General features: G+C 72.0%; 21 protein-coding genes. 13 read left to right on the top strand and 8 right to left on the bottom strand.

Features of this window, described 5'->3' with window-relative positions:
* Positions 1–256: 256 nt before the first annotated feature.
* The 5 genes from OV207_RS24080 to OV207_RS24060 all read left to right on the top strand — a co-directional run bounded on the left by OV207_RS24080 (position 257) and on the right by OV207_RS24060 (position 7,101).
* On the top strand, positions 257–1,852 hold the full coding sequence (locus tag OV207_RS24080) for an NAD(P)/FAD-dependent oxidoreductase (RefSeq protein WP_193429886.1): 1,596 nt from the start codon (positions 257–259) through the stop codon (positions 1,850–1,852).
* A gap of 46 nt (positions 1,853–1,898) precedes the next feature.
* Positions 1,899–2,270: a hypothetical protein gene (locus OV207_RS24075; RefSeq protein ID WP_267557514.1), complete on the top strand. Its 372-nt coding sequence runs from the start codon at positions 1,899–1,901 to the stop codon at positions 2,268–2,270.
* A 127-nt stretch (positions 2,271–2,397) separates the two neighbouring features.
* Positions 2,398–3,537, top strand: a complete 1,140-nt coding sequence (locus OV207_RS24070; RefSeq protein ID WP_267557513.1) for a class I SAM-dependent rRNA methyltransferase — start codon at positions 2,398–2,400, stop codon at positions 3,535–3,537.
* Positions 3,538–3,610: 73 nt separating this feature from the next.
* On the top strand, positions 3,611–5,134 hold the full coding sequence (locus OV207_RS24065; protein WP_267557512.1) for an HD domain-containing protein: 1,524 nt from the start codon (positions 3,611–3,613) through the stop codon (positions 5,132–5,134).
* A 5-nt stretch (positions 5,135–5,139) separates the two neighbouring features.
* Entirely contained in the window at positions 5,140–7,101 is a 1,962-nt protein-coding gene (locus OV207_RS24060; protein WP_193429882.1) for an HD domain-containing phosphohydrolase, read from the top strand.
* On the opposite strand, the gene OV207_RS24055 is transcribed toward OV207_RS24060, so the two are convergent.
* The 3 genes from OV207_RS24055 to metG form a co-directional block, all read right to left on the bottom strand.
* Complete coding sequence (locus OV207_RS24055) at positions 7,088–7,864, bottom strand: TatD family hydrolase (RefSeq protein WP_193429881.1); 777 nt, start codon at positions 7,862–7,864, stop codon at positions 7,088–7,090. The two genes, OV207_RS24060 and OV207_RS24055, sit on opposite strands and share 14 nt — an antisense overlap.
* The gene (locus OV207_RS24050) at positions 7,861–8,835 is read right to left on the bottom strand and encodes a HEAT repeat domain-containing protein (RefSeq protein WP_267557511.1); all 975 of its coding nucleotides are present in this window, start codon (positions 8,833–8,835) and stop codon (positions 7,861–7,863) included. Before OV207_RS24050 ends, OV207_RS24055 begins: the two co-directional genes overlap by 4 nt.
* Before the next feature lie 284 nt (positions 8,836–9,119).
* The gene (gene metG / locus OV207_RS24045) at positions 9,120–11,273 is read right to left on the bottom strand and encodes a methionine--tRNA ligase (RefSeq protein ID WP_267557510.1); all 2,154 of its coding nucleotides are present in this window, start codon (positions 11,271–11,273) and stop codon (positions 9,120–9,122) included.
* A gap of 111 nt (positions 11,274–11,384) precedes the next feature.
* Here metG and OV207_RS24040 point away from each other — a divergent pair, with 111 nt between their 5' ends.
* Positions 11,385–12,179: an NRDE family protein gene (locus OV207_RS24040; RefSeq protein ID WP_267557643.1), complete on the top strand. Its 795-nt coding sequence runs from the start codon at positions 11,385–11,387 to the stop codon at positions 12,177–12,179.
* Between the two features lie 11 nt (positions 12,180–12,190).
* On the opposite strand, the gene OV207_RS24035 is transcribed toward OV207_RS24040, so the two are convergent.
* From OV207_RS24035 to holB, 5 genes are all read right to left on the bottom strand, one after another.
* Positions 12,191–13,087, bottom strand: a complete 897-nt coding sequence (locus tag OV207_RS24035; protein WP_267557509.1) for a patatin-like phospholipase family protein — start codon at positions 13,085–13,087, stop codon at positions 12,191–12,193.
* Positions 13,088–13,347: 260 nt separating this feature from the next.
* Positions 13,348–15,255 carry a M4 family metallopeptidase gene (locus OV207_RS24030; RefSeq protein ID WP_193429877.1) on the bottom strand — a complete coding sequence of 636 codons (1,908 nt, stop codon included), beginning with the start codon at positions 15,253–15,255 and terminating at the stop codon, positions 13,348–13,350.
* 337 nt (positions 15,256–15,592) lie between these two features.
* Positions 15,593–16,042: a hypothetical protein gene (locus tag OV207_RS24025; RefSeq protein WP_193429876.1), complete on the bottom strand. Its 450-nt coding sequence runs from the start codon at positions 16,040–16,042 to the stop codon at positions 15,593–15,595.
* A gap of 70 nt (positions 16,043–16,112) precedes the next feature.
* A complete protein-coding gene (holA, locus tag OV207_RS24020; RefSeq protein WP_420715258.1) occupies positions 16,113–17,417 on the bottom strand; it encodes a DNA polymerase III subunit delta in 1,305 nt (434 codons plus the stop codon).
* 8 nt (positions 17,418–17,425) lie between these two features.
* On the bottom strand, positions 17,426–18,460 hold the full coding sequence (holB, locus tag OV207_RS24015) for a DNA polymerase III subunit delta' (protein WP_267557507.1): 1,035 nt from the start codon (positions 18,458–18,460) through the stop codon (positions 17,426–17,428).
* Positions 18,461–18,575: 115 nt separating this feature from the next.
* On the opposite strand from holB, the gene OV207_RS24010 reads away from it, so the two are divergent.
* From OV207_RS24010 to OV207_RS23980, 7 genes are all read left to right on the top strand, one after another.
* Positions 18,576–20,033, top strand: coding sequence for a mechanosensitive ion channel family protein (locus OV207_RS24010; RefSeq protein WP_267557506.1), 1,458 nt, complete (start codon positions 18,576–18,578; stop codon positions 20,031–20,033).
* Positions 20,034–20,178: 145 nt separating this feature from the next.
* Positions 20,179–21,048, top strand: a complete 870-nt coding sequence (locus OV207_RS24005) for a hypothetical protein (RefSeq protein ID WP_267557505.1) — start codon at positions 20,179–20,181, stop codon at positions 21,046–21,048.
* 3 nt (positions 21,049–21,051) lie between these two features.
* Positions 21,052–21,594: an acyltransferase gene (locus tag OV207_RS24000; protein ID WP_267557504.1), complete on the top strand. Its 543-nt coding sequence runs from the start codon at positions 21,052–21,054 to the stop codon at positions 21,592–21,594.
* Positions 21,591–22,187 (top strand): acyltransferase, encoded by a 597-nt coding sequence (locus OV207_RS23995; RefSeq protein WP_193429870.1) that lies wholly within the window; start codon positions 21,591–21,593, stop codon positions 22,185–22,187. The genes OV207_RS24000 and OV207_RS23995 overlap by 4 nt, the downstream gene beginning before the upstream one ends.
* A 99-nt stretch (positions 22,188–22,286) precedes the next feature.
* A complete protein-coding gene (locus OV207_RS23990; protein ID WP_267557503.1) occupies positions 22,287–22,535 on the top strand; it encodes an acyl carrier protein in 249 nt (82 codons plus the stop codon).
* 7 nt (positions 22,536–22,542) lie between these two features.
* Positions 22,543–24,513 (top strand): asparagine synthase (glutamine-hydrolyzing), encoded by a 1,971-nt coding sequence (gene asnB, locus OV207_RS23985; RefSeq protein ID WP_267557502.1) that lies wholly within the window; start codon positions 22,543–22,545, stop codon positions 24,511–24,513.
* Positions 24,510–26,105 (top strand): class I adenylate-forming enzyme family protein, encoded by a 1,596-nt coding sequence (locus tag OV207_RS23980; RefSeq protein ID WP_267557501.1) that lies wholly within the window; start codon positions 24,510–24,512, stop codon positions 26,103–26,105. The genes asnB and OV207_RS23980 overlap by 4 nt, the downstream gene beginning before the upstream one ends.

The following is a 26,105-nucleotide window of genomic DNA, read 5'->3' as shown; positions in this document are numbered from 1 at the left end:
CCAGCCGTTCTCTTCCAAACGGATTCCCCAGCAGTCCCCAGGGGTTGAAGCCCGGAAATGGACGGCACGGGAAATGGATGGTGCGAAGGGGGTTACGCACCCGGCCGTCCCCTCCGCCCGCGAGGCGGGGAACGGGTGTATCAGCGGGTACGCACCCACCCCCGGGCACGCGGACGAGCATCTCGTCTTTTCAAGTGCTTGCATTCCCTCCGGGGGCTGGAGCACATACGCGCCCCCACCGAGGAGCAAGATCAAGATGGCGTACCGGGTGAACAACATCGGGCTGTGGCTGGACGAGCCGGAGGAGCTGCTCGGCCAGCGCGCCGCGGAGAAGCTGGGGGTCACCCGGGGTGACCTCGCCTCCGTGCGCGTCGTGCGCTCGGTGCTGGATGCGCGCAAGAAGGGCAGCCCGCGCTACATCTACACACTGGAGGTGGAGCTGGCGCCAGGCCGCAAGGCCCCGCGGCTGCCGCCGGACGTGAGCGAGGCGCCGGCCGCGCCGGAGCTGCTGCCGCGCGTGAAGGAGCCGGAGAAGCTGCCCCTCATCATCGGCACCGGACCCGCGGGGTTGTTCTGCGCGTTGGGCCTGCTGGAGCGCGGCGTGCGCAGCATCCTGCTGGAGCGGGGCCGCGAGGTGGTGACGCGCCGCAAGGACGTGGCGAAGCTCATGCGCGACGGGTCGCTGGACCCGGAGAGCAACATGAACTTCGGCGAGGGCGGCGCGGGCGCGTACACGGACGGCAAGCTGTCCACGCGCATCAACCACCCCATGGTGCGCAAGGTCATTGAGGCCTTCGCCCGCTACGGCGCGCCGGACCACATCCTCATCGAAGGCAAGCCGCACATCGGCTCCGACCTGCTGCCCGGCGCGGTGGCGAAGCTGCGCGACGAGCTCATCGCCGGCGGCTGCCAGGTGCACTTCGAGCAGCGCGTGGACGACCTGCTCTACCGCGACGGCCACATCGCGGGCGTGAAGATGGCGGACGGCCGCACGCTGGAGAGCGACCGCGTCATCCTGGCGCCGGGCAACTCCGCGCGCGAGCTGTACGAGCGCTTCGCCGCCGACGGACAGGTGAGCGTGGAGGCCAAGCCCTTCGCGCTGGGCTTCCGCGCGGAGCACCCGCAGTCGCTCATCAACGGCATCCAGTACGGCGCCGCCGCGAAGCACTCCAAGCTGCCGCCCGCGGACTACAAGCTGGCGGAGAACCTGGACGTGGATGGCGAGGTGCGGGGCGTCTATTCGTTCTGCATGTGCCCCGGCGGCATCGTGGTGCCCACGCCCACGCAGGACGGGCTGCAGTGCACCAACGGCATGAGCAATTCGCGGCGCAACGCGAAGTTCGCCAACGCGGGCATCGTCGTCTCCGTGTCCGTGGCCGACTTCGAGCGCGAGGGCTTCCGCGGGCCGCTCGCGGGCCTGGAGTTCCAGCGGCACTGGGAGGAGAAGGCCTACAAGCTGGGCGGAGGCCGCTTCTACGCGCCCGCGCAGACCATCCCGGACTACCTGGCCGGCCGCGTGAAGAAGGACCCCGGCGACACCAGCTACCGCCCGGGCCTGGCGCACATGGACCTGAACCAGCTCTTCCCGGAGCGGCTGACGCAGTCGCTCAAGGCGGCGCTCCGCACGTTCGACAAGAAGATGCGCGGCTTCATCAGCGACGAGGGCAAGCTCATCGGCATCGAGAGCCGCACCAGCTCTCCGGTGCGCATCACCCGGGGCAACGATCTGCAGTCGGTGTCCATGCGCGGCCTGTACCCGGCGGGCGAGGGCTGCGGCTACGCGGGCGGCATCGTGTCCTCCGCCATTGATGGACTGCGCATCGCTGAGCAGATTGCCACCGAGCTGACTTGAGGTCCCCTCCCCTTTCCGGGCAGGGTGGCCGGGGAGGGACAAACCCATGGCGTACCGCGTGCGCACCCCTGACGGAGAGCTGATGTTCCCCTCGCTGGGCGACATCGAGCGGGCCTATGTCCAGGGGCTGGTGGACCCCGACGACGAGGTGCGCGAGGACGGCGCGGAGAAGTGGCGCAAGGCGTCCTCGCTGCCGGTGCTGGCCCAGGCCCGCAAGCCCCAGGCGGCGAAGGATACCCGGGCCCAGACGCTCACCGTGCTGGGCGCGGTGGCGGTGGGCGTGCTCGCGCTCGTGCTGCTCGTCACGGGCAGTTCCTCCAACATGCGCATGCTGGGCATCGCGCTGGCCCTGGTGGTCAGCGGGCTGCTCACGCGGGTGACGTTCAAGGCCTACAAGCGGCCCCCCACCGTCCCCTGACGACGCCTGCCCCCCTGCCCTCCGGGGCAGCGGCGGGGCCCCCGCCGACAGCAGGCCGCACACGGCCCATCTTCCACGAAGGGCGCCCTCTGGGGAGCCTTCCATCGCGCTGGAGGAGGACCGCACCTTGCTCAGCACCTACCTGTCCCGAGAAGCCGCCCGGAAGCTTCGCCATGGAGCGCCCTGGCTGCGGCGCGAGGACATCGTCTCCATGGAGGGCGAACCGGAGCCCGGCACGCCCATGCAGCTCAAGGACGAGGACGGGCAGGTCCTGGGGCTGGGAGACGTGGACCTGGAGGCCTCCTACGCCGTGCGCCGCCTGGGCCTGCCCGACGAGGCCGTGGAGGGCCTCATCCCCCGGCACGTGCGCCATGCCTTCGAGCGCCGCGCGCGCCTGGTGGATGATCCGCGCTTCTGTCGCATCGTCAACGACGACGGGGATGGGCTGCCGGGGCTCATCGTGGACCGGTACGACCAGCACTTCGTCGTGCAGACGCTCACGCGCTCCATGGACGCGCGCCAGGAGGAGATCACCCGCACGCTGGGCGAGGTGACGGGGGCGGCCTCCGTGCTGCTGCGCAACGACACGCTCCGACGCAAGGCGCTGGGGCTGCCCGCGCAGCGCCCGCACGTCATGTACGGCACGCCTCCACGCTGGTGCCGTCTGCTGGAGATGGGCGCGCGCTTCACCGTGGACCTCACGTACGGCCGGGGCACGGGCTACGCGTATGATCAGCGCGAGCTGCGCCGCTTCCTGGGACGCACCGGCAACGGGGACCGCGTGCTGGACGTGGCCTGCAACGTGGGCGGCCTCTTCGTCCACGCCGGGCGCCATGGCGCCAAACAGATCCTCGCCTTCGACGGCAACGCGGACGCCGCGGAGCTGGCGCGCGAGAACGCGGAGGCGAACGGGCTGCTCGGCCGGGTGACGGTGGAACAGGGTGAGCCCCTGGCGGTCCTGCGGGCGCTCAAGGACACCTTCGACCTGGTGCTGCTGGACACCCTGGGCGTGGCGTCCGAGGAGGACTTCACCGAACAGGTGCGGCTGGCCCTCAGGCGCACCCGCCATGGAGGGCGGCTCCTGGTGGTCGGATATCACCCACCGCTGGCGATGGGCTCGTTCACGGAGGCGGTGGCCACGGCCTGCGAACAGGAGGCGCGCATCGCCTTCCGGCTGGTGCGGATGGGGCTGCCGCCGGACCACCCGGCGCCGGTGGGCTCCCCGGGCGCGGAATACCTGGAGGCGGTGGCGCTCGAGGTGAGCTGAGCGGACACCCGACCGGGGCCACGCGACTTGTCTCGCCTGGAGGGGGTGGCTCGGTGGTAGTGTCCGCGCCGCGATGACAACCGAAAACGAAACCCAGGCCGCGACTTCCACCCCGGAGGCTTCCGTCGAGACCGTCCGCAAGGTGTACGCGGTCGACCTGCGCGAGAAGGACCGCGTCAATACCGTCTTCCGCGTCACCAAGAAGGAGAAGGTGAGCGCGCGCAGCGGCAAGGTGTTCCTCTCGCTGTCCCTGGCCGACAAGAGCGGCACCGTCGACGCCCGCGTCTTCGACAAGGTGGACGCGCTCGAGCCCACGTTCCAGAGCGGTGACTACGTCCTCGTGCAGGGCGGCGTCATCGTCTTCCACGGCCGCACCCAGGTCGTGGTGGAGGCCGTGGAGCGGCTGGATCCGGAGCCGCTCGACCCCAAGGAGTTCGAGCCGCCCCCGGCCCCGCCCGCCGAGGCGAAGCCCGCCGCGGAGGCGAAGGAGCCGCGCGAGCCGAAGGAGCCGAAGGAAGCAAGGGCCCCGGAGGCCGCGAAGGAGCCCCGTGAGCCGAAGGCGGAGCCCCGTCACGAGGGCGGCGCCGGTGGCGCGCGCGCGGTGGGGCAGATCCGCGAGCTCATCAACGAGCGCGTCAACGACCCGTACGTGAAGCAGCTGCTGGTGGCGTTCCTGGACGACGCGCAGGTGTCGGCGGGGCTGCCCGTCGCTCCGGCGGCCAAGGGCGTGCACCACGCGTGGCGCGGCGGGCTGGCCGAGCACGTCCTGTCGGTGATGCGCCTGACGCTGCGCGTGTCGGACCACTACCCCATGGCGGACCGCGACCTGCTGCTGGCCGGCGCGTTCTTGCACGACGTGATGAAGGCGGGCGAGGGTTCGTCCGACAAGGGCTTCGAGCACACCGACGAGGGCCGGCTCGTGGGCCACGCGGTGCTGGCGGCTCAGAAGATCCGCGAGAAGACGCTGGGCATCCCCGGCTTCCCTCCCCTCCTGGAGCAGCACCTGACGCACCTGGCGATCTCCCAGCAGGGCCCGGGGGGCTCCGTCGGAGCCCGGGCGCCGCTGACGCTGGAGGCGCAGATCGTCGACTCGCTGAGCGCGCTCGACACGCGCATCTCCTCGTGGGTGGAGGCGATGCAGCGCGATCCCAACGAGCGCTGGACGGAGCACCTGCGCGCCTACGACCGCGCGCTCTGGAAGGGCTCCGTGCCCACCGGCCGCGGTCGCGCCCCCGTGGAGGGTGGCGGCAGCGGCCGTCGCAAGCACCGCGACGAGAAGCGCAAGGCCCGGGGTGACAAGGGTCCGCCGTCGCAGGCCCCCGCCGGCGCGGAGGGCACGAGCGCCCCCGCGACCGAGGCCCGCCCCGAGCGTCCGCCTCGCCCGCCGCGCGCCGAGCGTCCGCCCCGCGAGGACCGTCCGCCGCGCGAGGACCGTCCGCCCCGCGAGCCCCGCGCCGAGCGTCCGCCGCGCGAGGACCGTCCGCCGCGCGACCCCAAGAACCTGCCCGGCGAGTTGACCTTCAAGCCGTTCAGCGCGCTGGCGCCGCCCGCGCCCGCGAAGTCCGGTGGTGAAGGCGAGGGCTCCTCGGAGGGCTGAAGTCCATGGCGAAGCGGCTGGGAGAGCGGTTGATTGAGGCCGGCCTCGTGACGCCAGGGGCCGTGGAGCAGGGACTGGAGCACCAGAAGATCACCGGCCACAAGCTGGGGGACTGTCTGGTGGAGCTGGGCCTGCTCCAGGAGGCCGCGCTGCTGCGGCTCCTGGCCAACGAGTTCCAGACCCGCTTCGTCACCGCGGACAAGCTGGCCAAGGTCCGCATCGACACGAAGGTGCTCGACAAGCTGCCGGTGCGGCTGGCGGAAGCGCAGAACGTGCTTCCGCTGGCCATCGATCCGGAGCGCAAGCTGTTGTCGGTGGTGGCCGCCGAGCCGCAGAACAAGTCGCTGCTCGACGAGATCGCGCTCGTCACCGGCATGTCGGAGGTCTACGCGTACATCGGCCTGCGCAGCGCCATCTCCGCCGCCATCCGCAAGCACTACTACGGCGACCCCACGGCGTTCACCGCGCTGCTGGAGGGCCCGCACGGCGGCGGCCCCCGGCGGCCGGAGGCCCCGGCGAGCAACAACGGAAGCTCGGAGTCCGGCCGCAGCGGCACGTCCCCCGGGCGCAGCGCCACCAGCCTCCAGATGCGCTTGGAGACGGACGCGCGGATGCGGCTGCGCGGCCCTGGCAGCGGCACCCAGGTGCGGGCCGCCACGCAGCGGCGTGAGCCGGGAGGACCGCGCGGGCTCATCAGCGACTCCGACTACGTGGAGACGCTGAGCCTGATGGTGGGCCTGCTGGAGCAGGACCGGCCCCGGCACCGGGGCCACTCGGCGCAGCTGGCGCGGCAGGCGGGCATCGTCGGCCAGCGCATGGGCATGCCCCACAAGGAGCTGGCGGCGCTCTCCATCGCCGCGTACCTGCACGACCTGGGCAAGCCCGCGGAGCGCCACTTCTCACTGGCGAGCAACGCGGCGAGCCCGGAGTGGAAGGCCCAGGCGAAGGCGTGCTGCCGCGCGCCCACGAAGCTCTTTGAAACGGTGCACCTGCCCACGCAGGTGAACACCATCCTCGCGCAGCTCTACGAGGCCTGGGACGGCTCCGGCACGCCCCAGGGCGCCAAGGGCGAGGACATCACCCTGGGCGCGCGCATCCTGGCGGCGGTGGACAGCTTCCTGGAGCTGACCAAGAACCCGGGCAACGCGCACGGCCGCGTCTTCACCAAGCAGCAGGCGCTGGAGCACCTGCGCAAGCACGCGGGCGTCCTCTACGATCCGGTGGTGGCGGACATCGTCGGCCAGCTCCAGAGCGGCGAGCTGCTGGTGCACCGGCTGGCCAGCGAGGGCCGGCAGGTGCTCATCGCCGAACCGGATGAGACGGCCCGGGGCGAGCTGCTGGAGGCGGTGCTCAAGCAGGAGCTGGTGGCGCACGCGCTGTCCACGCTGGACGGCGCGCTGGACGGCCTGGCGCGGCAGGACTGCGACGTGCTGGTGGTGAGCCTGCGGCTGGGTCAGCAGGAGGTGCTGGACCTGCTGGAGGCCGCGCGGGCCGCGCCGGAGAGCGCGGGCCTGCCCATCGCCGTGGTGGGCGAGCCGGATGCGCAGGCGCGCGAGCGGCTGCTGATGGCGGGCGCGACGGCGGTGCTCGCGCCGGGCGACAAGGCGGAGGTCGCGCGCACGGTGCACACCCTCTTCCAGGACCGGGTGCAGCACAACGGCCCGGGCCGGGTGGTGCGCGGCAGCTTCGACGAGCTGCCGCCCCGGGAGCTGCTGCGCACGCTGGGCGGAGGCCGCAAGAGCGGGAAGCTCCAGCTGCGCCACCACACCCTGGAGGGCTACCTGCACCTGGAGCGCGGCCGCGTCGTCTACGCCTCGTTTGGCGGACACGCGGGCGAGCCCGCGTTGCAGGCCCTGCTGAAGCTGAAGCAGGCGGACTTCCTCTACGACCCGGACGCGCTGCTGCTGGACATGCCGCAGCTCGACCAGGACCTGGAAGCCCTGGCCGGCGCCGTCAGCCCAGCGTGAGGTTGAAGAGGCGGGCCGCGTTGGCGGTGGTGACGGTGGCCACCTCCTCCAGGGAGACGCCCTTCAGCTCCGCCATCTTCTTCGCCGTCTCCAGCACGTGCGCGGGCTCGTTCTTGCGGCCCCGGTGCGGCACCGGCGCGAGGTAGGGGCTGTCCGTCTCCACCATCAGGCGCTCCAGCGGCGCGAAGCGCACCGCGTCCTGGAGGGCCTCCGTCTTCTTGTAGGTGATGACGCCGGACAGCGACAGGTAGAAGCCCCGGTCCAGGTAGCGGCGGGCCGCGTCCGTGTCGCCGGTGAAGCAGTGGATGACGCCGTTCGTGACGGCCTCCGCCGCCAGCGCCGCGTCGCAGTCCTCGTGCGCGTCACGCACGTGCACCACCAGCGGCTTGCCCAGGCGCTTCGCCAGCGCGCACTGCCGCCGGAAGACGGTGGCCTGCACGTCGCGGGGCGAGTGGTCGTAGTAGTAGTCCAGCCCGGCCTCCCCCACCGCGCGCAGCTCCGGCCGGGCGCAGGTGCGCTCCAGCACCTCGAAGTCCGCTTCGGTGGCGCGGGCGGCCGCGTGCGGGTGGATGCCCAGCGTGGGCGACAGGAAGTCCGGGTGCAGGGCGGCGATCTCCAGCGCGTGGCCCCAGTCACCGGGGTTCTCGAACTGGCCCACCAGCACCGCGTGCACCAGCCCCGCGGCCCGGGCGCGCTCCACCACCAGCGCCACGTCCGCGTAGTCCTTCGGCTCCAGGTGGCAGTGCGCGTCAACGAGTCTCATGGGCCCTCCCGAAACAGCTCTTCCAGCTCCAACCGCGCCTCTTCCGAAGCGAAGGTGGCCACGGAGGCGCGCACGCGCTCCTGCCCCTCCGCCACGCCCAGTCGCCACACCCCGTCCGCCGCGTCCAGCCGGTCGTCCTCCGGCGCGGCGCGGTCCTCCAGGACGGAGAGCAGCCAGGGCAGCGCCCGGGCATCCCCCAGCCGGCCCAGGCCGCGCGCGGCGGCGCCCCGGCACGGGTCCTTCACGTCCTGGAGGATGTCCTTCAGGCGCTCCAGCGCGCCCGGCACCTTCAGCTCGCCGCACAGCTCCACCGCGAGCGCCCGGTCCGCGCTCCACTTCTTGCGCGTGCGCTGCATCAGCCAGTCCGCGCCTTCCGGAGCGCCCAGCTTCATCAGCACGCCCGCCGCCTGCGTCTTGTCGAACGCGGGCAGCAGCCACTTGCCGAACAGCTTCTTCACCGCCGGCAACGCCCGGACGTCCTCCAGCTCCGCCAGCGCGCCCAGCGCCCGGAAGCGCAGGCTGTCCACGTCCAGCGCGGCCACCAGGATCTCCAGGCCCGCGGGGTGCTTGAGGGCGGCGATGCCGCGCGCGGCCTCGAAGCGCACCTCCGGCGTGGGGTCCTCCAACATGCCGGCGAGGGCTCCGCGCGCGTGCGGCAGCGCCAGGTCCGCCAGCCGTCCGGTGGCCTCCAGCCGCACCCGGGTGTCGTCGTCGCGCAGGCGCGGCAGGAGCATGTCCGGCAGCTGCTCCGGCGGCAGCACCACCGACGCGAGGCTCACCCCGGAGCGGCGCACCTCCGGCTGTGCATCCGCGAGCAGTCGCACCAGGGCGTCCGTGAACTCCGCGACGTGCGCGGACTCCTCGGAGGCCAGTTGGAACAGCTGGTTCGCGGCTTCGGCCCGGCTCGCCGGGCGCTTCTCCCGCTCCAGGGTCAGCAGGGCGCGATCCCGCTCGGCACGCCAGTCCACCACGTCCAATCACCTCGCTGCCGGGCGGTGACGAACCGCCCGACGTGTCGTGTCCCAGGAGCAACCCGCCCGGCACCGGGCTATTTCCCGGTGCAGCCGGACTGAGAGGGCTCCCGGAATGTCGTGCCCCAGCGGCCGCTCCGAGCGGCGCCGCCCCAACTCACGCCGCCGGGCGGCCTGGGGCGCCCGGCATGCCAACTCCGCTCCGTCGCCGCGAACGGCGCCGCCGCGCATCACTCCGACGCCCGGCGTGCCAACCCCATTAATCGCGGCGAGAGGCCTCCGCGCTACTTCACGTCACTGCCAGGGGCCACGTCGCCCGGGTCCAGCAGGGACAGGTCCTTGCCGCCCGCGCCGGCCGTCAGCAGCATGCCGCGCGACTCGATGCCCTTGAGCTTGCGCGGCTTCAGGTTCGCGACCACCACCACGCGCCGGCCCGCCACCGCCTCGGCGGTGTACGCCTCCGCGATGCCGGAGACGATGGTGCGCGGCGTGCCCTCGCCCAGGTCCACCTCCAGCTTGAGCAGCTTGTCCGCGCCCTTCACCTTCTCCGCGGCCACGATGCGGCCGGCCTTCAGCACCACCTTCGCGAAGTCCGCGTATTCGATGTCGGCGGCGGGCACGGGCTCCGCGCCCGCCGTGCCGGCGCCGGCCCCCGGAGACGCCTGGGTCGTGGGCACCGCCGGCTGCGCTTCGGTCGTCTTCGCTTCCACGGGCTTCTTCTCCGTCTTCTTGTTCTTGCCCCCAGACCCCGCGGCCGCGGATTCGGCCACAACCGATTCCGGGGGGGTCTTCAGGATGGCGTTGACGCGGTCCTCTTCCAGACGGGGCAGCAGCGGCTCCGGCGTGCCCAGCGGCCGGGAACGGTCCAGCAGTGGATACTTCGCGGTGGCGAGCGCCTGGAACGTCAGGGGCGGCGCGTTGAGCTGGGCGAACAGCCGCTCCGACACGCGCGGCGTCACCGGGGCCAGCAGCGCGCCCAGCAGGTACGCCACGTCCGCCGCGTCCGACAGGTCGGCCCGCGCGGCCTCCGCGTCCTTCTTCACCAGGGCCCACGGCGCCGCCGTCTGGAGGAAGGCGTTCGCCGTGGACGCGATGTCCGTGATGATCTTGATGGCGGCGCGGTACTCCAGCTTGTCGAACGCCTCGCGCACCTCCGGCACGCGGGCCAGGGCCTGCTCCACCAGCGTGCGCCCCGCCCCTTCCGCGCGGCCCGGCGCGAGCTTCTTCTCCAGCGGACCCGCCAGCATCGACAGCGCGCGGTTGGCCAGGTTGCCCACGTTGTTGACGAGCTCGCCGTTCACCCGCAGGCGGAAGTCCTTGAGGTTGAGGTCCAGGTCCTCCACGCCCGCGCCCAGGTTGGCCGCGTAGAAGTAGCGCAGGTAGCTGGGATCCAGCTGCTCCAGGTAGTCCCGCGCGGGCACCATGGTGCCCCGGCTCTTGGACATCTTCTCCCCGTTCACGGTCAGGTGCCCGTGCACCTTGATCTCGTTGGGGACGTGGAACCCCGCGACCTGCAACACGGCGGGCCAGAACAGGGCGTGGAAGTAGACGATGTCCTTGCCGATGAAGTGGACGATGCGCGTGGGGGCGCCCTTGTCCCAGTACTCCAGCGCGTCCTTCGCGAGGCCGGACTCCTTCGCCCACTTCTCCGTCGTCGCGATGTAGCCGATGGGCGCGTCCAGCCAGACGTAGAAGAACTTGTCCGTCTCCCCCGGGATCGCGAAGCCGAAGTAGGGCCCGTCACGGCTGATGTCCCAGTCCGCCAGGCCCTTCTCGAAGAAGCCCTGGAGCTGGGTGGCGAGCCCCGGGTGGATGAAGCCGGGGCGCTTCAGGACCTCCTGGAGGAAGTCCGCATGGCGCGACAGCTTGAAGAACAGGTGCACGGAGTTGCGGCGCACCGGCGGCGTGCCGCACAGCGCACAGCGCGCGTCGATGAGGTCCGTGGGGTTGTACGTCTTGCCGCACTTCTCACAGGCGTCGCCGTACTGCTCTGGCGACTTGCAGTTGGGGCAGGTGCCGCGGATGAACCGGTCCGGCAGGAAGCGCTTGTCCTTCTCGCAGTAGGCCTGCTCGATGTCGCGGCGGTCGATGTCGCCCGCGTCCTTCAAGCGCCCGTAGATGAGCTCCGCGTACTGGCGGTTCTCCGGCGAGTTGGTGGAGTGGAAGTAGTTGAAACGGACGTCGAAGTCCCGCAGGTCGCGCTGGTGCTCGTCGTGGAAGCGCGCGACGAACTGCTCCGGCGGGATGCCCTGCTTCGCGGCGTTGATTTCAATGGGCGTGCCGTGCGTGTCGTCCGCGCAGAAATAGACGACGTCCTGGCCGCACGAGCGGAGGAAGCGGACGTAGATGTCCGTCTGGACGTACTCGACGACGTGGCCGAGGTGGATGGCGCCGTTCGCGTACGGAAGGGCGCTGGTGACGAGGATTCTCTCCGCCATGGACTCTCCTGAGGGCGGCGGACCATAGCCGCTCGGGGATACGAGGTCATCGACCAACGTGCGCGGGGACAGGTGCGGCGCCCGATGGTGGATGTTATCGACCGCTCCACCATGTGCACCGTCCTCATCCTCCGTGACGTCCACCCCGAGTGGCCGCTGGTCCTCGCCGCCAACCGGGATGAGTTCTACGCGCGTCCGGCCCACGGGCCGAAGGTCCTCTGCGAATCCCCCCGCGTGGTGGGCGGCCAGGACGTGGAGCGGGGCGGAACGTGGATGGGAGTCACCCACGAAGGGGTCTTCGTCGCCCTGACGAACCAGCGGGGCGCGCGCGGCCTGGGGCCGGCCCCCCGCTCAAGGGGCGAGGTGGTGCTGCGCGCCCTCCAGGCCGGTTCGGTGGAGGCCATCGAGCGCTACCTCGGCACCCTGCCCGCCCCGGAGTTCCTGCCCTTCAACCTGCTCTACGGGGACGGCCGCGTGCTGCGGGTGGCCTACGCGCGCCCGGGCCACCCCCACCTGCTCCACGAGGACGTGCCGCCCGGCGTGCACGTGCTGCCCAACGACAACCTGGACAACCTGGCGCTGCCCAAGGTGGCGCGGGCCCATGTGCTCGCGCAGGGCGTCGTCGGGCGCCCGTGGCCGGAGTGGGTGACGGGGCTCCAGGCGGCGGTGGCGGACCACGCGCTGCCGCCCCGGGAGGCGGCGACGGGGCCCCTGTCGGAGGAGGAGCTGCCCGCCGGGTTCCTCCAGAAGCTCCAGGCGCTGTGCATCCACACGGAGCTGTACGGGACGCGCTCGTCGGCCATCCTCGCGCTGGCGCCGGGCCGCGTGGGGCACTACCTGGCCACCGACACGGCCCCCTGCCAGGGCGGCTGGCGCGACGTGACGGGGCTGCTCACCGCCCCCTGAAGGCGCGGCCTTCAGTCCAGCCGCGCCCGCCGCACCGCGTCCCGGCCCGCGTCGTACACGGCGTCGAAGGCGGGGCCCCGGCCGGTGAAGGCCTCCACGGGCGGCGCGGGCACGTCCACGCGGATCTCCCGCACGTCACAGTCCAGGTCGCCCCGGTAGAAGGCCGGCTCGCCGGTGACGTTGATGGCGATGAGCCGCGCGCCCGGGAAGCGCTGGCAGGCGTCATGGATGGGGGTCGCGGACACGCGATCCGCGCCCGGATCGATTCGCTCCAGCGTCGCGTCCTCGAACAGCAGGGGGTTCGCGGCGCTCGCGGCGACGGCCTCCGACAGCGGCCCGCGCGTCACGGTGACGAGCCGCAGCCCCTGCTCCGTGGGCGCCTGGTGGAAGGTGACGAAGGGCACCGGCAGGTCCTCCACGCGGGCCCCCGCGTAGAAGCGCTCCAGCACCCGGGTGAAGCGCTCATGGCTCAGCCGGGGCACCGTGGCCGCGCCCCCTGCCGCGCCCAGCGCGCCCGCCGCGACGGCCGGGCCCAGCGCGCCCCCCGACACCAGCACCGCCAGGAGGCCGACGGCGGCGCCCACCGCGCCCCGCGACGCGGTCGTCTTGCGCGTCTCCTGCTCGTAGTCCGCGAAGAAGGCCCGGTAGCGCTCGCGCAGGTGGCCCGCGGGTTCGGCGGCATAGAGCCCGCCCACCACCGCGCCCATGCTGTTGCCCACCACGCAGTCGATGGGGATGCCCCGGGCCACCAGCGCATCCAGCGCGCCCACGTGTGCGAGCCCCTTGGTGCCGCCCACGGACAGCACCACGCAGGTGCGCGAAGGCGAACCGCGCACGCCCTGCCGGCACGACACGCCCCCGAAGCCCACCATCAGCGCCAGCAACACCCCGCCCAGCCGCCGCCCCATGCATCCTCCTGTGAGGGAAATTCGGCCACCCTACCCCGTTCCCGTGCGCCCGGCCTCGCGGCCCCGGGACAGCCCGCCGGGTCGGTCTGCTGGCTTCCTCGCGCGGATCCGCATCCTCCTCCCATCGACGTGCCCCAGAAGTACGGGACGCATCACCCGGAGGCCCGCAAACACGACCGCCCCCGAGACATGGCGTCCCGGAGGCGGAAGAGTGACCTTCACTGTGCCCGGCGCGTGTCACGCCGGGCGCGTGGAGGCGCTCAGTACGTGGCCTTCAGCGACGTGCCGCTGTAGGCGGAGTAGCCGCGGAGCATGATGTACATCTTGCCCGCCGCCGTCTTCGCCGCCACGTTGCACGTCTCGTTGTTGCCGGAGAGGTACGGGCGGCAGTCGTAGGACGTCGTCGTCGGCGCGGAGCCGAACTTGATGTACATGTCCGCGTCACCCGTGCCACCGCTCATCACGAAGGTGGACGCCCGGCCGGCCGGCAGGTCGATGCAGTAGTTCGTCGAGGAGCCGGAGGCGCCCGACAGGCCCGTCTTCGCGACGCCGTTGGTCAGCGTGACGCACGTCGGAGGCGTCACCGTGCCGCCCACGCCCACCGCTTCCCAGGCCGCCGTCACGGCCGCCTGCGTGGCCGCGTCGTAGCCCAGCGCCACCGCGGCCTGGACCGTCCAGGTCTTCGCCTGGGCGAACGTGGTGCTCGCCGTGAAGATGTCCGTGTTGGCCTTGTACCAGATGCGCGCGGCCTTCTCGACGCCGATGGCCGGCACGTTGATGGTGGAGCGGCCACGCGGGTGAACGCCGCCCTTGGACAGCAGCGCGAACGCCAGGTTGGGCACGCCGGAGCTGTAGTGCACGTCCGTGCTGGACGTCACGTTGGGCGCCCAGTCCTTGGACACGCCGTCCTTCACCGGGTCATCCATGTAGCGAAGCGCGTCGTTCGCCGTGGCGGGCGTCCAGACGTCCTCGCCCACCATCCAGATGACCGGCGCGGTGCTCCACGTGCCCGTCTTCCAGCTCTCGCAGATGGCGCCGAACGTGTCGGACATCGCCTCGTTGAGGCCGCCGGACTGGCCGGAGTACGTGAGGTTGGACTCGTTCGACGTGACGGCGTGGGTCAGCTCGTGGACCGTGACGTCCGGGTCCTTGCCCAGCTCGATGGAGTTCACGCCGTCGCCGTCGCCGTACACCATCTGGGTGCCGTCCCAGTAGGCGTTCACGTAGTTGCGGCTGTAGTGCACCGTGCTGATGAGCGCGGCGCCCGCGTTGTTGAGCGAGTCGCGGTTGAAGAGCGTCTTGTAGCAGTCGTAGGTGTAGCCCAGCATGTCGTAGTTGGTGTCGACGTGCGAGTCACCGATGGCCGCCTGGCCCTCGCTGCGCTTGAGCGTGCCCGGCGTGCTGGTGCCGTTGTTCGCGCTGTACACGCGGCGGTTGAGCGCCGTGTGGATCTCCGGCACGGTCAGCAGCGTGGCGCCGTTGAGCGCGTCCACATAGACGCGGTTGCGCAGCGGCATCAGGGCGCTCTCGCCCGTCACCGTCACCTCGTGCGCCAGGCGCAGGCGCTGGTCGTCCTGCCCCCGGACGTACACCAGCCGCGTCCCCGTGACGGCCAGGTCCGTGCCCTGCGTGTCGCGCAGCGCCGCCGTGCGGGCGGCCTCCGCGGCGACCAGCGGGCGCGCGGACACCGAGCCACCGGAGCGCGCGGAGCCGTTCGCGCCGAAGATGGCGCCGGACGGGTCCACGTGCACCACCAGCTCCTCGCCCATCACCGGCAGACCGTTCAGCGTCTGCGCATAGCGGATGTGCGAAACGCCCTGCTCGTCCACCGACACCTTGCGGACCTGGAGGTCCGAAGCGCTCAGGCGGAACAGCGACGCGATGCCCGGCATGGCCCCGGCGATGGCCGAGTGCACGTCCGCCGCCGCGAAGCCCGTCAGGGGGCGATCCGCCTGCCCGAGCCGACCCTGGATGGTGTGGGGCGTCCCGTCCTCGTTCGTTCCGACAATCTGGGCGCCAGGAATCACGCTCAGGGCGCTCTGCACATCCGCGACTTCATCCGGCTTCTGCTGATCGTTCGAAGGGTTGATGTCCGTCTCCCCGACGCCGCAGGCGGCGAGGGGAAGGGTGGCGAGCATGGCGGCAACGAAGCGAGTGGTGCGAACCAAGGTGGTTCCTCCTGCCAGGCGAAAGGGGGTGTCGCCATGGCAGCGCTCCACTGAGCATTCTTCGGGCCAACGCCTCAAGTACTCGGAATACCTCGCATTAATGAAATGCATCGAAACCGGGCTGGCACATGGGCGCCCAGTAAATCTTCTGAAATGTGCACGCATTCGTTACGCACCGGAGGACAAGTGCCCGTTCTTCCAGGGGATTCCGGACGCCCGCGCGGGCTGTCCTCATCCATGACAGTCCCCGGGGAAGGTGTCCTCTATTCAGGCAATCCATGTTTGGCGGCTTTTTCTTGGTGAGCAAAGCATCGCCGGGTTTCAGGCCGCGCGGTCGTCAGCGCGGCATGCCCAGGAGCACGCGGGCGCGTCCGTCCATGGGCAGCGCGACCTCCTCCACCTGCGAGATGCCCGCGTCCCGGGCCACGTCCGCCAGGTGCCGCATCCACGGCTTGTAGGGCATGCCGTTGTCGGAGCAGCAGGGGACGACGGCGAAGCCCAGCCCGTGGCGCGCGGCGTACTCGATGATGATGCGGGTGGCGCCGTCGGGGTGCATGCCCACCACCAGCTCCGCCTCGCAGGGCTCCTCCAGCGTGAAGGGGCGCTGGGCGTACTTCACCGGCAGGTGCTTGTGGCGCAGGTCGAAGGTGGTGACGGTGCGCCCGCGCTGGGTGAGGGACTCGTTGAGCTTCCCCATGCCACCGGCCACGTCATAGACGCGGGTGGCCTGGGGGAAGCGCGTGACGAGGAGGTCCGCGAAGAGGTCGAAGCGCCGCTTGTCCGCCATGGACCCTCCTCTACCCCAGGGCCGGCCCGCCGCGCACGTCCCACGGCGCGGCCGCCGGCCCGGCCGGTCCTCAGACGCGGGTGCACACCGTCCACAGGAGCCGTTCGATGACGAGCTTCCCGCTGGCGGAGGACTTCAGCGCCAGGTCCGCGTCCGCGCACGCCACCAGGGCGTTGAGCAGCTCGCGGCGCTCGTAGCGCGCGGCGGCCTGCATGCCGAACGCGAGCGCCCAGGCGTTGGGCGTCTTGCGCTTGGTGCCCTTCAGCTCCGCCTCCAGCTTCGGCAGGATGCGCGTCTCCACGTCGCGGCCGTTCTTGGGCGGCTGGCCTCCGGCGTAGCGCTCCAGCCAGGCGTGGTTCTCCAGCAGCGAGCGGACGATGGAGGCCACCGCGCCCAGCAGCTGCAAGGCGTGCGTCCCCTGCCCCATCGCGTCCTCGGCGTAGGACAGCGCGTCCCGCAGCTCGCGCTTCTGGAGGGCCTCCGTCAATTCGAAGAACTCCTCCTCGCGCGCGTGGTGCACCAGCAGCGTGACGTGCGCCGCTTCAATGGTGGGCCCCTCCGAGTAGACGGCCAGCTTCTCCAGCTCCGACTGGAGCAGCCGGATGTTGCCGCCGATGCGCTCCTTCAGTCCCTCCAGCGCGCCCGGCCCCAGCTTCTTCTTCAGGGGGGCCAGGAACTCGCGGGCAATCTCACTGAGGTCCAGGTCCTTGTGCCGCGCGGCCACCTTGCGCTCGAAGAGGCGGCCCTTGTCCTGCGCGAACTTGAGCAGCGGGCTGCGCGAGTCCACGTCCGTCGCCGCCAGCACCAGCGCATGCCCCGGGGGCACGCCCTTCTGCAGCAGCTCCAGCAGCGCGGACGCGTCACCCTCCGGCGCGCTGATGCGCTCCTCCCGGCAGAAGGTCGCGGCCTCCTGGAGGAAGGTGAGGTCCGCCTCCGCCAGGTCCACGTTCAGCTCGTCCTTCCACTGCTCCACCGTGGGCGCGCCGGGCACGCGGGGATCCAACTGGTCCACGCCCCAGCCCGCGCGGCCCGCGAGCGCCAGCAGCCGCCGCGCGCCCTCCTTGCGCTTGCCCGCCTTCCACGCGTCGCGCGCCTTGGCCAGCGCGTCGCCCTTGCCCTTCTTGGGGGCGATGAACTCCGGGTCGCGGACGAGCACCACCTTGCGGCCGGGGAACAGGGGCAGCGTGGCCAGCTCCTGCGCCACCTCGCGCGGGGAGGCCGCGTCCAGCACCGCGAGGTTCAGCCCCATGGCCGCGTCCGGCACCAGGGTCTTCACCAGCTCGTCGGCGCCCTTGCGGACCAGGAACTCCTCGCCCCATAGGAGGTACAGCGGCCACACCTTGCCGCCCTTCACCTCCGCCAGCACCTCGTCCATGTCCGCGCTCAACGGCCCTCCACGCACAGCTCGATGAGCAGGCGCTCCAGTTGCAACCGGGGCGCGCCGTTGCGGGTGCCAATGGCCACCCGCGCCGACTCCAGGAGCGCGTTGCGCCGGTGCAGCGCGGCCTCCGACGTGCGCCCCGCCACCTCCGCCGCCAGGGCCTTCAGGTCCCGGTTCGCCATCCCCGCCTCCGCCTCCGCCTTCGCGAGCGCCACGTCGCGCGTCCACAACAAGAGCAGCTCCAGCGTCGTGTCCGCGTCCTCGCGCGAGCCCCCGTGGCCTTCCGCGAAGCGCAGGAGGGCCGGGATGTCGCTGCCCCGGAGGGCCTCGAAGGCGGTGATGACGTCCTTGCGCCGCGCCAGCGCCTTCACGTCCAGCGCGAGCGCCCGGCCCAGGCTGCCGCCGGACATCACCGCGGCCAGGGCGGCGGTGTCCGCGTCCAGCTTGCGCGCCTCCCGCACGTGCTCGGCGACCATCTCCACCGGCAGCGGGGCGAAGTGCACCTTGCTGCACCGGCTGCGGATGGTGGGCAGGAGCCGGTCCATGGCGCTGGCCACCAGGATGAGCGTCGTCTCCGAGGGCGGCTCCTCCAGCGTCTTCAGGAAGGCGTTCTGCGCCTGCACGTTCATCTGCTCCGCGCTGACGATGATGGCCACCTTGCGCTTCGACTCCAGGCCGCGCAGCGCCAGGCGCTCCTGGAGCTGGCGGATCTGCTCCACGCGCAGCTCCCGGCTGGGCGTGCCGGTGAAGTCCGAGCGGCCGGCCAGGCCCCGCGACACGCGCTCGTCGTCCGGCATCACGTACGTGACGTCCGGGTGCAGCCCCTTCGCGATGCGCACGCAGCTGGCGCACCTGCCGCAGCCCACCTCCGGGGCCTCCGGGCAGGTGAGGGCCTGGGCCAGCCCCACCGCGGCCAGCTCCTTGCCCACCCCCTCCGGCCCGGCGAACAGGTAGGCGTGGTGCACCGAGCCCGTCCGCAGGGCGGATTGGAGCGCGTCCATCGCGCGGGGCTGTCCCTGCACCGAGGCAAGCGTCATGGGGGCGTGTATCTCCGCTCGGCGAGCACCCGTCAACCGCCGCCTTGACCCCCGTGCATGGGGCCGGTCAGATTCACGGTGCGTGCTGAACTTCCTCGAAGGCCATCTCCCCCTGGTGGCGGGTACCATCCTGATGGTGCTCCTGCTGGGCATCCGCGGCAGCACCCGCGACCCGGACCTGCGCGACGACCTCCGCGGCGCGGTGCGGATGCTCCTCGCGTTCCTCGTGCTGCGGCTGGTGTCGCTCTTCCTGCCGGAGGCGACGACGTCGAACGGCCTGCGCAAGGCCGTGAGCGTGGGCTGGATGCTCACGTTCGCCTACGGCGTCATCCGCGCGGCGGTGGCGTTCGCGCTGAAGCTCGTGCGGATGCGCTCGCCGGTGACGACGCCGAAGATCCTCCGCGACGTCATCGACTTCACGCTGTACGCGCTCGCCACGGTGCCCATCCTCCAGAGCCAGCTCAACCTGGACCTGGCGGGCCTGCTGGCCACGTCCGCGGTGCTGACGGTGGTCATCGGCCTGGCGCTCCAGGAGACGCTGGGCAACCTCTTCGCGGGCCTGTCGCTGCAGCTGGACCGCCCCTTTGAGGTGGGCGACTTCATCCGCATCGGCGAGCACACCGGGCGCGTGGTCCACATCGGCTGGCGCTCCATCCGCGTCGCCAACTTCCGGCGCGAGCTCATCACCCTGCCCAACAGCATGGTGGCCAAGGAGCACGTGAAGAACTTCACCCAGCACCGCGAGCCCGTGGGCATCGAGGTGCAGGTGGGCGTGTCGCTGGACGCGCCGCCCAACCAGGTGAAGCAGGCCCTGCTGGACGTGGCCCGGGAGATTCCGCAGATCCTCATCCAGCCGCCGCCCATGGCGCGCACGGTGTCCTTCACCGACTCCAACGTGCAGTACATGGTGCGCGTCTTCCTCAACGACTTCGCGCTGTCGGACGGCGTGAAGGAGGAGCTGCACACGCGGCTGTGGTACCGGCTGCGCCGCGAGGGCCTGGAGCTGCCGCACGCCCAGCGCACGGTGACCGTGCGCCGCGAGGCCGTGGCGAAGCGGCGCGACCTGGCGGACACCACCGTGCGCGACCTGCTGCGCCAGGTGGACCTGTTCAGCCCCCTGGGTCCAGAGGAGCTGGAGCGCCTGCACCGCGAGGTCGTCGTGCGCCGCTTCGGCCAGGGCGAGCGCATCATCCAGGAGGGCGACGAGGGCGGCACCTTCTACGTCGTGGCCTCCGGCGAGGTCAGCGTGCGCGCCGGCACGCTCCAATCCGAGATCACCCGCCTGGGGCCGGGCCACTACATCGGGGAGATGTCGCTGCTCACCGGCGAGCGCCGCGCCGCCACGGTGGTGGCCCTCCAGGACTCCGTGCTGCTGGAGCTGGACCGGCCCACCTTCGCGCGCCTGTTCTCCGACTACCCGGGGCTGGCCCGCCAGCTGTCCGCCCTCCTCGCCCAGCGCCGCAACCAGCTGCGCGCCGTGGCCCTGTCCTCCGGCGGCGGACCGGACCACACCCCCGAGGCCGGCCGCATCCTGGGGAGGCTGCGCCAGCTCTTCGGCCTGACGCACGAGTAGTGCCTTTCCCGTAGGGGACTTCCGGGGCAATCCCGACCCGCTGGGGCGCGCCCCGCCATGCGGTGCGGTGGGTTGGCGACCCTGCATCCGTCCTTGAGTCCAGGGGCTTTGACGCTCGGCTCCAGAAGGGTCTAAACGTTCACATATGCAATCCGCTCGTGGCTTCCCCGCGCGATTAGGCGCCCTGCTGCTTCCTGGCGCGCTGCTCATGACGCTGCCCCTGGGCGCGGCGGCCTCGGAACCGGCAAAGGCAGACGTGACGCAGGCGGGCCTGGAGCGGCTGTCCCACCGCCGCGTGTTCTTCGGCCACCAGTCCGTGGGCGGCAACATCCTGGACGGGGTGCGGGGCCTGACGCCGGGCGCGCCGGCGCCCGCCCTGGTGGAGGTGAAGGACGCGACCGCGGCGCTCGCGCCCGGCACGTTCGCGCACGCGCTGGTGGGGCAGAACGAGCAGCCGGAGACCAAGCTCGCGCACTTCGCGCAGCTGCTGGACGGCGGGCTCGCGAAGCAGGTGGACGTGGCGTTGGTGAAGTTCTGCTACATCGACTTCAACAGCGGCACCGACGCGAAGGCCCTCTTCGAGAAGTACCGCGCCACGCTGGCGGGCCTGAAGACGCGCCACCCGGGCGTCACCTTCGTGCACGTCACCGCGCCCCTGACGACGGTGCAGCGCGGGGTGAAGGCCTGGCTCAACGAGCTGCGCGGCCGGAGCGTCTTCGGCGTCGGGGAGAACGTGTCGCGCGAGGCCTTCAACGCGCTGATGCGCCAGACCTACGGCGGCAGGGAGCCGCTGTTCGACCTGGCCGCGCTGGAGTCCACCCGGGCGGATGGCACCCCGGAGACGTTCGACGTGAATGGCCGCCCCTACCCGGCGATGGTGCCCGCGTACTCGGACGACGGGGGCCACCTCAACGCCCGGGGACAGGCGCGCGTGGCCTCCGCGCTCGTCTCCTTCCTGGGCGCCCTGCCCGGGACCCCGCGCGAGGCCCCGGACTCCGCGAAGGCCAATCCCTGACATATGCGCATTCCCTTGATGATGATGCTCGGCCTCGGGCCGACCGTCGCGCGGCTGAAATTGCGCCGCTGCAAGTCCGTGGGCGCCATCCCCACCGTCTGGGGACGCGTCTGGATTCACGGCGAGGGTGAAATCGAGGTGGGCCACCGCGTGGTGTTCGACGCGCGGATGGCGCCCATTGAATTGCATGCGCAGCAGGGGGCTCGCATCGTGATTGAAGACGACGTGACCATCGAGGGCGGCACTTCCATCGAGGCGCAGTCCTACGTGGTGCTGGGCGCGCGGAGCCGCCTGGGCATGTGGTGCAAGCTGCTGGACAACATGTACCACCCGCTGCGCGGCAACCGGCACGAGCGGCCCAAGTCGACGCCGCTGGTGGTGGAGGAAGGCGTCACGGTGGGCAGCCGCTCCATCCTGCTGCCGGGCACCCACCTGCAGAAGGGCGCGAGCGTGGCGTCCGGCACGGTCATCTCCCGCCGCATCCCGCCGGGCGTGACGGTGGGCGGCTCGCCGGCCCGGGCGCTGCGGCGCGAGGTGGCGCGATGAGGCCCGGGATCCCCTCCCCGGCGGAGGCCGCGCAGGCGGTGCGCGCGGGCCTCCAGGTGGTGCGCACGGAGGTGTTCCCCCGCGCGGAGCGGGCCGTGGGCGTCGCGCGGGCGCGGTGGCTCTTCCGGGCCTTCCGGGTGGGCCAGGGCGTGGCGGCGTATGGCCCGGTGGCGGCGCGCAACGACGGCCACGCGGAGCTGGGGGACAAGCTGACGTTCCTGGGCGGCATGCTGCCCACGTCGGTGGTCTGCTACGAGAACGCGCGGCTGGTGGTGGGCGCGCAGTCCCAGTTCAACTACGGCGTGTCGCTGGAGGCCTGGGAGTCGGTGCAGATTGGCGCCCGGTGCATGTTCGCGTCGTTCGTGCGCGTGAGCGACCGGGACGGCCAGCGCATCGCGCCCATCATCATCGAGGACGACGTCTGGGTGGCCCACGGCGCCATCCTGCTGCCGGGGGTGCGCATCGGCGCGCGCTCGGTGGTGTCCGCCGGCAGCATCGTTTCACAGGACGTGCCGCCGGACTCGCTCGCCATGGGCAACCCGGCGCGCAGCATGAGCCTGGACCTGGTGGCCCGCGAAGCCAGCGGCGCCTGAGCCCGTCCCCGTCCCGTCGCCCGGCGCCCAACAAACCGCGCCGGGTGCGTCATTTCCAGCACCGTCCTTCCACACCCCAGCGCCAGACAGGATCCACCCATGAGCACGCGTGACACGCTTCGCACCTTCATCGTCGACACCTTCTTCGTGGACGACTTCGGTGACGACGACTCCTTCCTGCGCAAGGGCCTCATCGACTCCACGGGCATGATGGAGCTGGTGGCCTTCATCGAGTCGGAGTTCCACGTCAAGCTGGACGACAAGGAGCTGGTGCCGGAGAACCTGGACTCGCTGACGCGCGTGGTGGCGTTCGTGGGCCGCAAGCAGGCGCTGTCGAAGGCGAGCTGAGTCCACCATGTGCGGCATCGCGGGCTTCACCTTCGCGGCGGACGCGGACACCGCTCCGGCGATGCACGCCGAGCGGCTGCGCCGGATGACGGCCAGCATCAGGCACCGGGGCCCGGACGCGCAGCGGGCCCTGCTGCTGGAGGGCGTCGCGCTGGGGCACGCGCGGCTGTCCATCGTGGACCTCGCCACCGGCCACCAGCCGATGCGCGACGAGGCCACGGGCCTCACCGTCGTCTTCAACGGGGAGATCTTCAACCACGTCGAGCTGCGGGAGCAGCTGTCCGGCGCGTACGCCTTCCGCACGCGCTCCGACACGGAGGTCATCCTCGCGGCCTTCCTGACGTGGGGCATCGACTGCGTGCGCCGCTTCGAGGGCCAGTGGGCCTTCGCCCTGTGGGACCCCCGCGACCGCGCGCTCTGGATGTCGCGCGACCGGGTGGGCATCTGCCCGCTGTTCTACGCGGCGCTTCCGGGCAGCCAGCTGGCGTTCGCCTCGGAGGCGAAGGCGCTCTTCGCCAGCGGGCTCGTCGCGCCCGCGCTGGATGCCCGGGGCCTCAAGCAGACCTTCCAGCTCTGGGCGCCGGTGGCGCCGCGCACCTCCTTCGAGGGCGTGTCGCTGCTGCCGCCCGCGCACACCGCGAAGTGGCAGGACGGGCTGCTGACGCTCCAGCGCTACTGGGACCTGGACTTCGGCGTGACGCCGGACGCGCCGGACGCGCCCCGCCTGCTGGAGGAGCTGGGCGCGGTGCTGGACCGGGCCGTGCGGCTGCGGCTGCGCGCGGACGTGCCGGTGGCCGCGTACCTGTCGGGCGGGTTGGACTCCAGCCTGCTGTGCGCGCTGGCCCAGGAGCAGTTGGGGGGCACGCTGCGCACCTTCTCCGTGGGCTTCGCGCACGCGAGGTTCGACGAGCGCACGCACCAGGCGACGGTCGCCGAGCAGCTTCGCACCGAGCACCACGTCGTGGAGATGCGCGACGGGGACATTGGCGCGCTGGTCCCGGGCGTCATCCTCCACGCCGAACAGGCCATGATGCGCTCCGCGCCCGCGCCCTTCCTGCGGCTGAGCGGCTGGGTGCGCGACCACGGCATCAAGGTGGTGCTGACGGGTGAAGGGTCGGACGAGATGTTCCTCGGCTACGACCTCTTCAAGGAGACGAAGGTGCGCCAGTTCTGGGCGCGCCAGCCGGAGTCGAAGCTGCGGCCCCTGCTCCTGCGCAAGCTCTACCCCACCCTGTCGGTGAGCCAGCAGAGCGTGGAGCTGCTGCGCGAGTTCTTCGGGCAGGGCCTGGAGACGCCGGACGCGCTGGCGTTCTCGCACCTGGTGCGCTGGGGCAACAGCGGCCGCATCCTGCGCTTCCTGGCGCCGGAGTTCGCCGCGCGGGTGGCGGACGAGGATCCGGTGGCGTCGGTGCTGGCGTCGGTGCCGAAGGCCGTGGCCGGGTGGCGTCCCCTGGCGCGGGCCCAGTACCTGGAGGCGCGCACGCTGCTGTCGGGCTACCTGCTGTCCGCGCAGGGCGACCGCATGCTGCTGGGCAACGCGGTGGAGGGGCGCTTCCCGTTCCTGGACACGGGCGTGATGGAGTTCGCCGCGCGCGTGCCGGAGCGCCTGCGCCTGCGCGGCCTGGATGAGAAGCACCTGCTCAAGCGCTTCTCGCGCGGCCGGGTGCCGGCCTCCATCCTGGAGCGGAGCAAGTTCCCCTACCGCGCCCCCATCGCGGGCGCGCTGGTGGGACCGGAGGCCCCGGCCTGGGCGCGCGAGCTGCTCGCGCCGGAGGCGGTGGCCGCCACGGGCGTCTTCGACGCGCGCAAGGTGGAGCGGCTGGTGGCGAAGCTGCGCGCGCCCAACTCCGCGGAGAGCGAGGCGGACACCATGGCCCTGTTCGCCGTGGCGTCCACGCAGCTGCTCGCCCATCACTTCCTCACCCCGCGCGCGGTGCCCCAGGCGGACGTGGACGCCGTGCGGCTGGAGGTTGCGTGAGCGCCCGGGCGGACACCGCGCCGTCGTGGGTGCGCGCCCACGCGGAGGCGACCCCTGACGCTCCGGCGGTGGACTCTCCGTGGGCCCGGCTCACCTACGGCCAGCTCGAAGCCCGGATGCTGGCGCTGGCGGGGCACCTGCGGGACGCGGGCGTGGAGCCCGGGGCGCGCGTCCTCATCGCCCTGCCGCTGGGCTGCGCGGCGGCCGTGGCGGGGCTCGCGGTGCAGGCGCTGGGGGCGTGCGCGGTGGAGCTGGACCGTGAGGTGGGCGCGGACGCGCTGGAGGGCATCCTCGCGCAGACGGGGGCCCGGCACGCGGTCATCTTCGGTCAGGACGCCCGCCGCTGGACGGGCCGCGCCACGCTCACCCACTTCTTCGTGGTGCACGGCTCGCGGCCTCCCGAACGCCTGCGCGGACTGCTCGCGCCCGCGGCCTGCGCGTGGGTGCAGGAGGACGGCGCGGTGGATCCGGACGCGGCCTCCGCGGCCCTGGCCGCCCTGCCCTCCCTCCCGCCCGGTGCGCCCGCGTCCATCGTCTACACGTCCGGCAGCACGGGCACGCCCCGGGGCGTCGTGCAGACGTTCGCCAACATCGCGGCGAACACGCGCTCCATCGTGGAGTACCTGGGCCTGACGGCGAGAGATCGCGCCATGCTCATCCTCCCGCTGCACTACTGCTACGGGAAGAGCGTGTTGCAGACGCACCTGCTCACGGGCGGCTCCGTGTTCCTGGATCCGCGCTTCATGTACCCCCAGGTCGTGCTGGAGGCCCTGGCCACCGAGGCGTGCACCGGCTTCGCGGGCGTGCCCCTCACCTTCGAATTGCTGCGGCGCCAGGCGGCCTCCGACTCGCTGTCGAAGCTCGCGCTGCGCTACGTCACCCAGGCGGGTGGCGGCATGTCGCCGGACACGGTGCGCTGGACGCGGGAGGCCTTCCACCCGGCGGAGCTCTTCGTGATGTACGGCCAGACGGAGGCCACCGCGCGGCTGAGCTACCTGCCGCCCTCGCGCGCCACCGACAAGGCGGGCTCCATCGGGCAGGGCATCCCCGGCGTGACGCTGGCGGTGGTCTCGGAGGACGGGACGCCGCTCGCGGACGGCGAGGTGGGCCAGCTCGTCGCGAAGGGCGCGAACGTGACGCCCGGCTACCTGGGCGCTCCCGAGGACACCGCCGCCATCCTCCGCGACGGCTGGCTGTGGACGGGCGACCTGGCGTGGCGGGACGCGGACGGCTTCTTCTTCCTGGTGGGCCGCGCGAAGGAGATCCTCAAGGTGGGCGGCCACCGGGTGAGCCCCGCGGAGCTGGAGCACGTGCTCGCGCGCCACCCGGCGGTGCTGGAGGTCGCGGTGGTGGGCGTGCCGGACGACCTGGGCGGCGAGGCGGCGTGCGCGGCGGTGGTGCTGAAGCCGGACGCCACGCCGAAGGAGGACGACCTGCGCCGCTTCTGCCGCGACGCCCTGCCCGCCCACAAGGTGCCCCGCCACGTGCTGTTCACCGAAGCGCTCCCGCGCGGCCCCACCGGCAAGGTGCTCAAGGCCGACCTGCGCACGCGCGTGCTGTCTTCACTTACTTCCCCTGGACCGAGGTCGTGA

Source organism: Corallococcus sp. BB11-1 (assembly GCF_026626625.1).
GTDB lineage: Bacteria > Myxococcota > Myxococcia > Myxococcales > Myxococcaceae > Corallococcus > Corallococcus soli.
Note: the sequence above shows the minus strand (reverse complement) of the source record. Positions and strands in the feature narration are given on the sequence as shown.

Bases quoted from the DNA above. Each gene is read 5' to 3' on its own strand.
- OV207_RS24080 (WP_193429886.1), top strand. From the start codon at position 257: ATGGCGTACCGGGTGAACAACATCGGGCTGTGGCTGGACGAGCCGGAG.
- OV207_RS24075 (WP_267557514.1), top strand. From the start codon at position 1,899: ATGGCGTACCGCGTGCGCACCCCTGACGGAGAGCTGATGTTCCCCTCG.
- OV207_RS24065 (WP_267557512.1), top strand. From the start codon at position 3,611: ATGACAACCGAAAACGAAACCCAGGCCGCGACTTCCACCCCGGAGGCT.
- OV207_RS24060 (WP_193429882.1), top strand. From the start codon at position 5,140: ATGGCGAAGCGGCTGGGAGAGCGGTTGATTGAGGCCGGCCTCGTGACG.
- OV207_RS24055 (WP_193429881.1), bottom strand. From the start codon at position 7,864: ATGAGACTCGTTGACGCGCACTGCCACCTGGAGCCGAAGGACTACGCG.
- metG (WP_267557510.1), bottom strand. From the start codon at position 11,273: ATGGCGGAGAGAATCCTCGTCACCAGCGCCCTTCCGTACGCGAACGGC.
- OV207_RS24040 (WP_267557643.1), top strand. From the start codon at position 11,385: ATGTGCACCGTCCTCATCCTCCGTGACGTCCACCCCGAGTGGCCGCTG.
- OV207_RS24035 (WP_267557509.1), bottom strand. From the start codon at position 13,087: ATGGGGCGGCGGCTGGGCGGGGTGTTGCTGGCGCTGATGGTGGGCTTC.
- OV207_RS24025 (WP_193429876.1), bottom strand. From the start codon at position 16,042: ATGGCGGACAAGCGGCGCTTCGACCTCTTCGCGGACCTCCTCGTCACG.
- holA (WP_420715258.1), bottom strand. From the start codon at position 17,417: ATGGACGAGGTGCTGGCGGAGGTGAAGGGCGGCAAGGTGTGGCCGCTG.
- holB (WP_267557507.1), bottom strand. From the start codon at position 18,460: ATGACGCTTGCCTCGGTGCAGGGACAGCCCCGCGCGATGGACGCGCTC.
- OV207_RS24005 (WP_267557505.1), top strand. From the start codon at position 20,179: ATGCAATCCGCTCGTGGCTTCCCCGCGCGATTAGGCGCCCTGCTGCTT.
- OV207_RS24000 (WP_267557504.1), top strand. From the start codon at position 21,052: ATGCGCATTCCCTTGATGATGATGCTCGGCCTCGGGCCGACCGTCGCG.
- OV207_RS23995 (WP_193429870.1), top strand. From the start codon at position 21,591: ATGAGGCCCGGGATCCCCTCCCCGGCGGAGGCCGCGCAGGCGGTGCGC.
- OV207_RS23990 (WP_267557503.1), top strand. From the start codon at position 22,287: ATGAGCACGCGTGACACGCTTCGCACCTTCATCGTCGACACCTTCTTC.
- asnB (WP_267557502.1), top strand. From the start codon at position 22,543: ATGTGCGGCATCGCGGGCTTCACCTTCGCGGCGGACGCGGACACCGCT.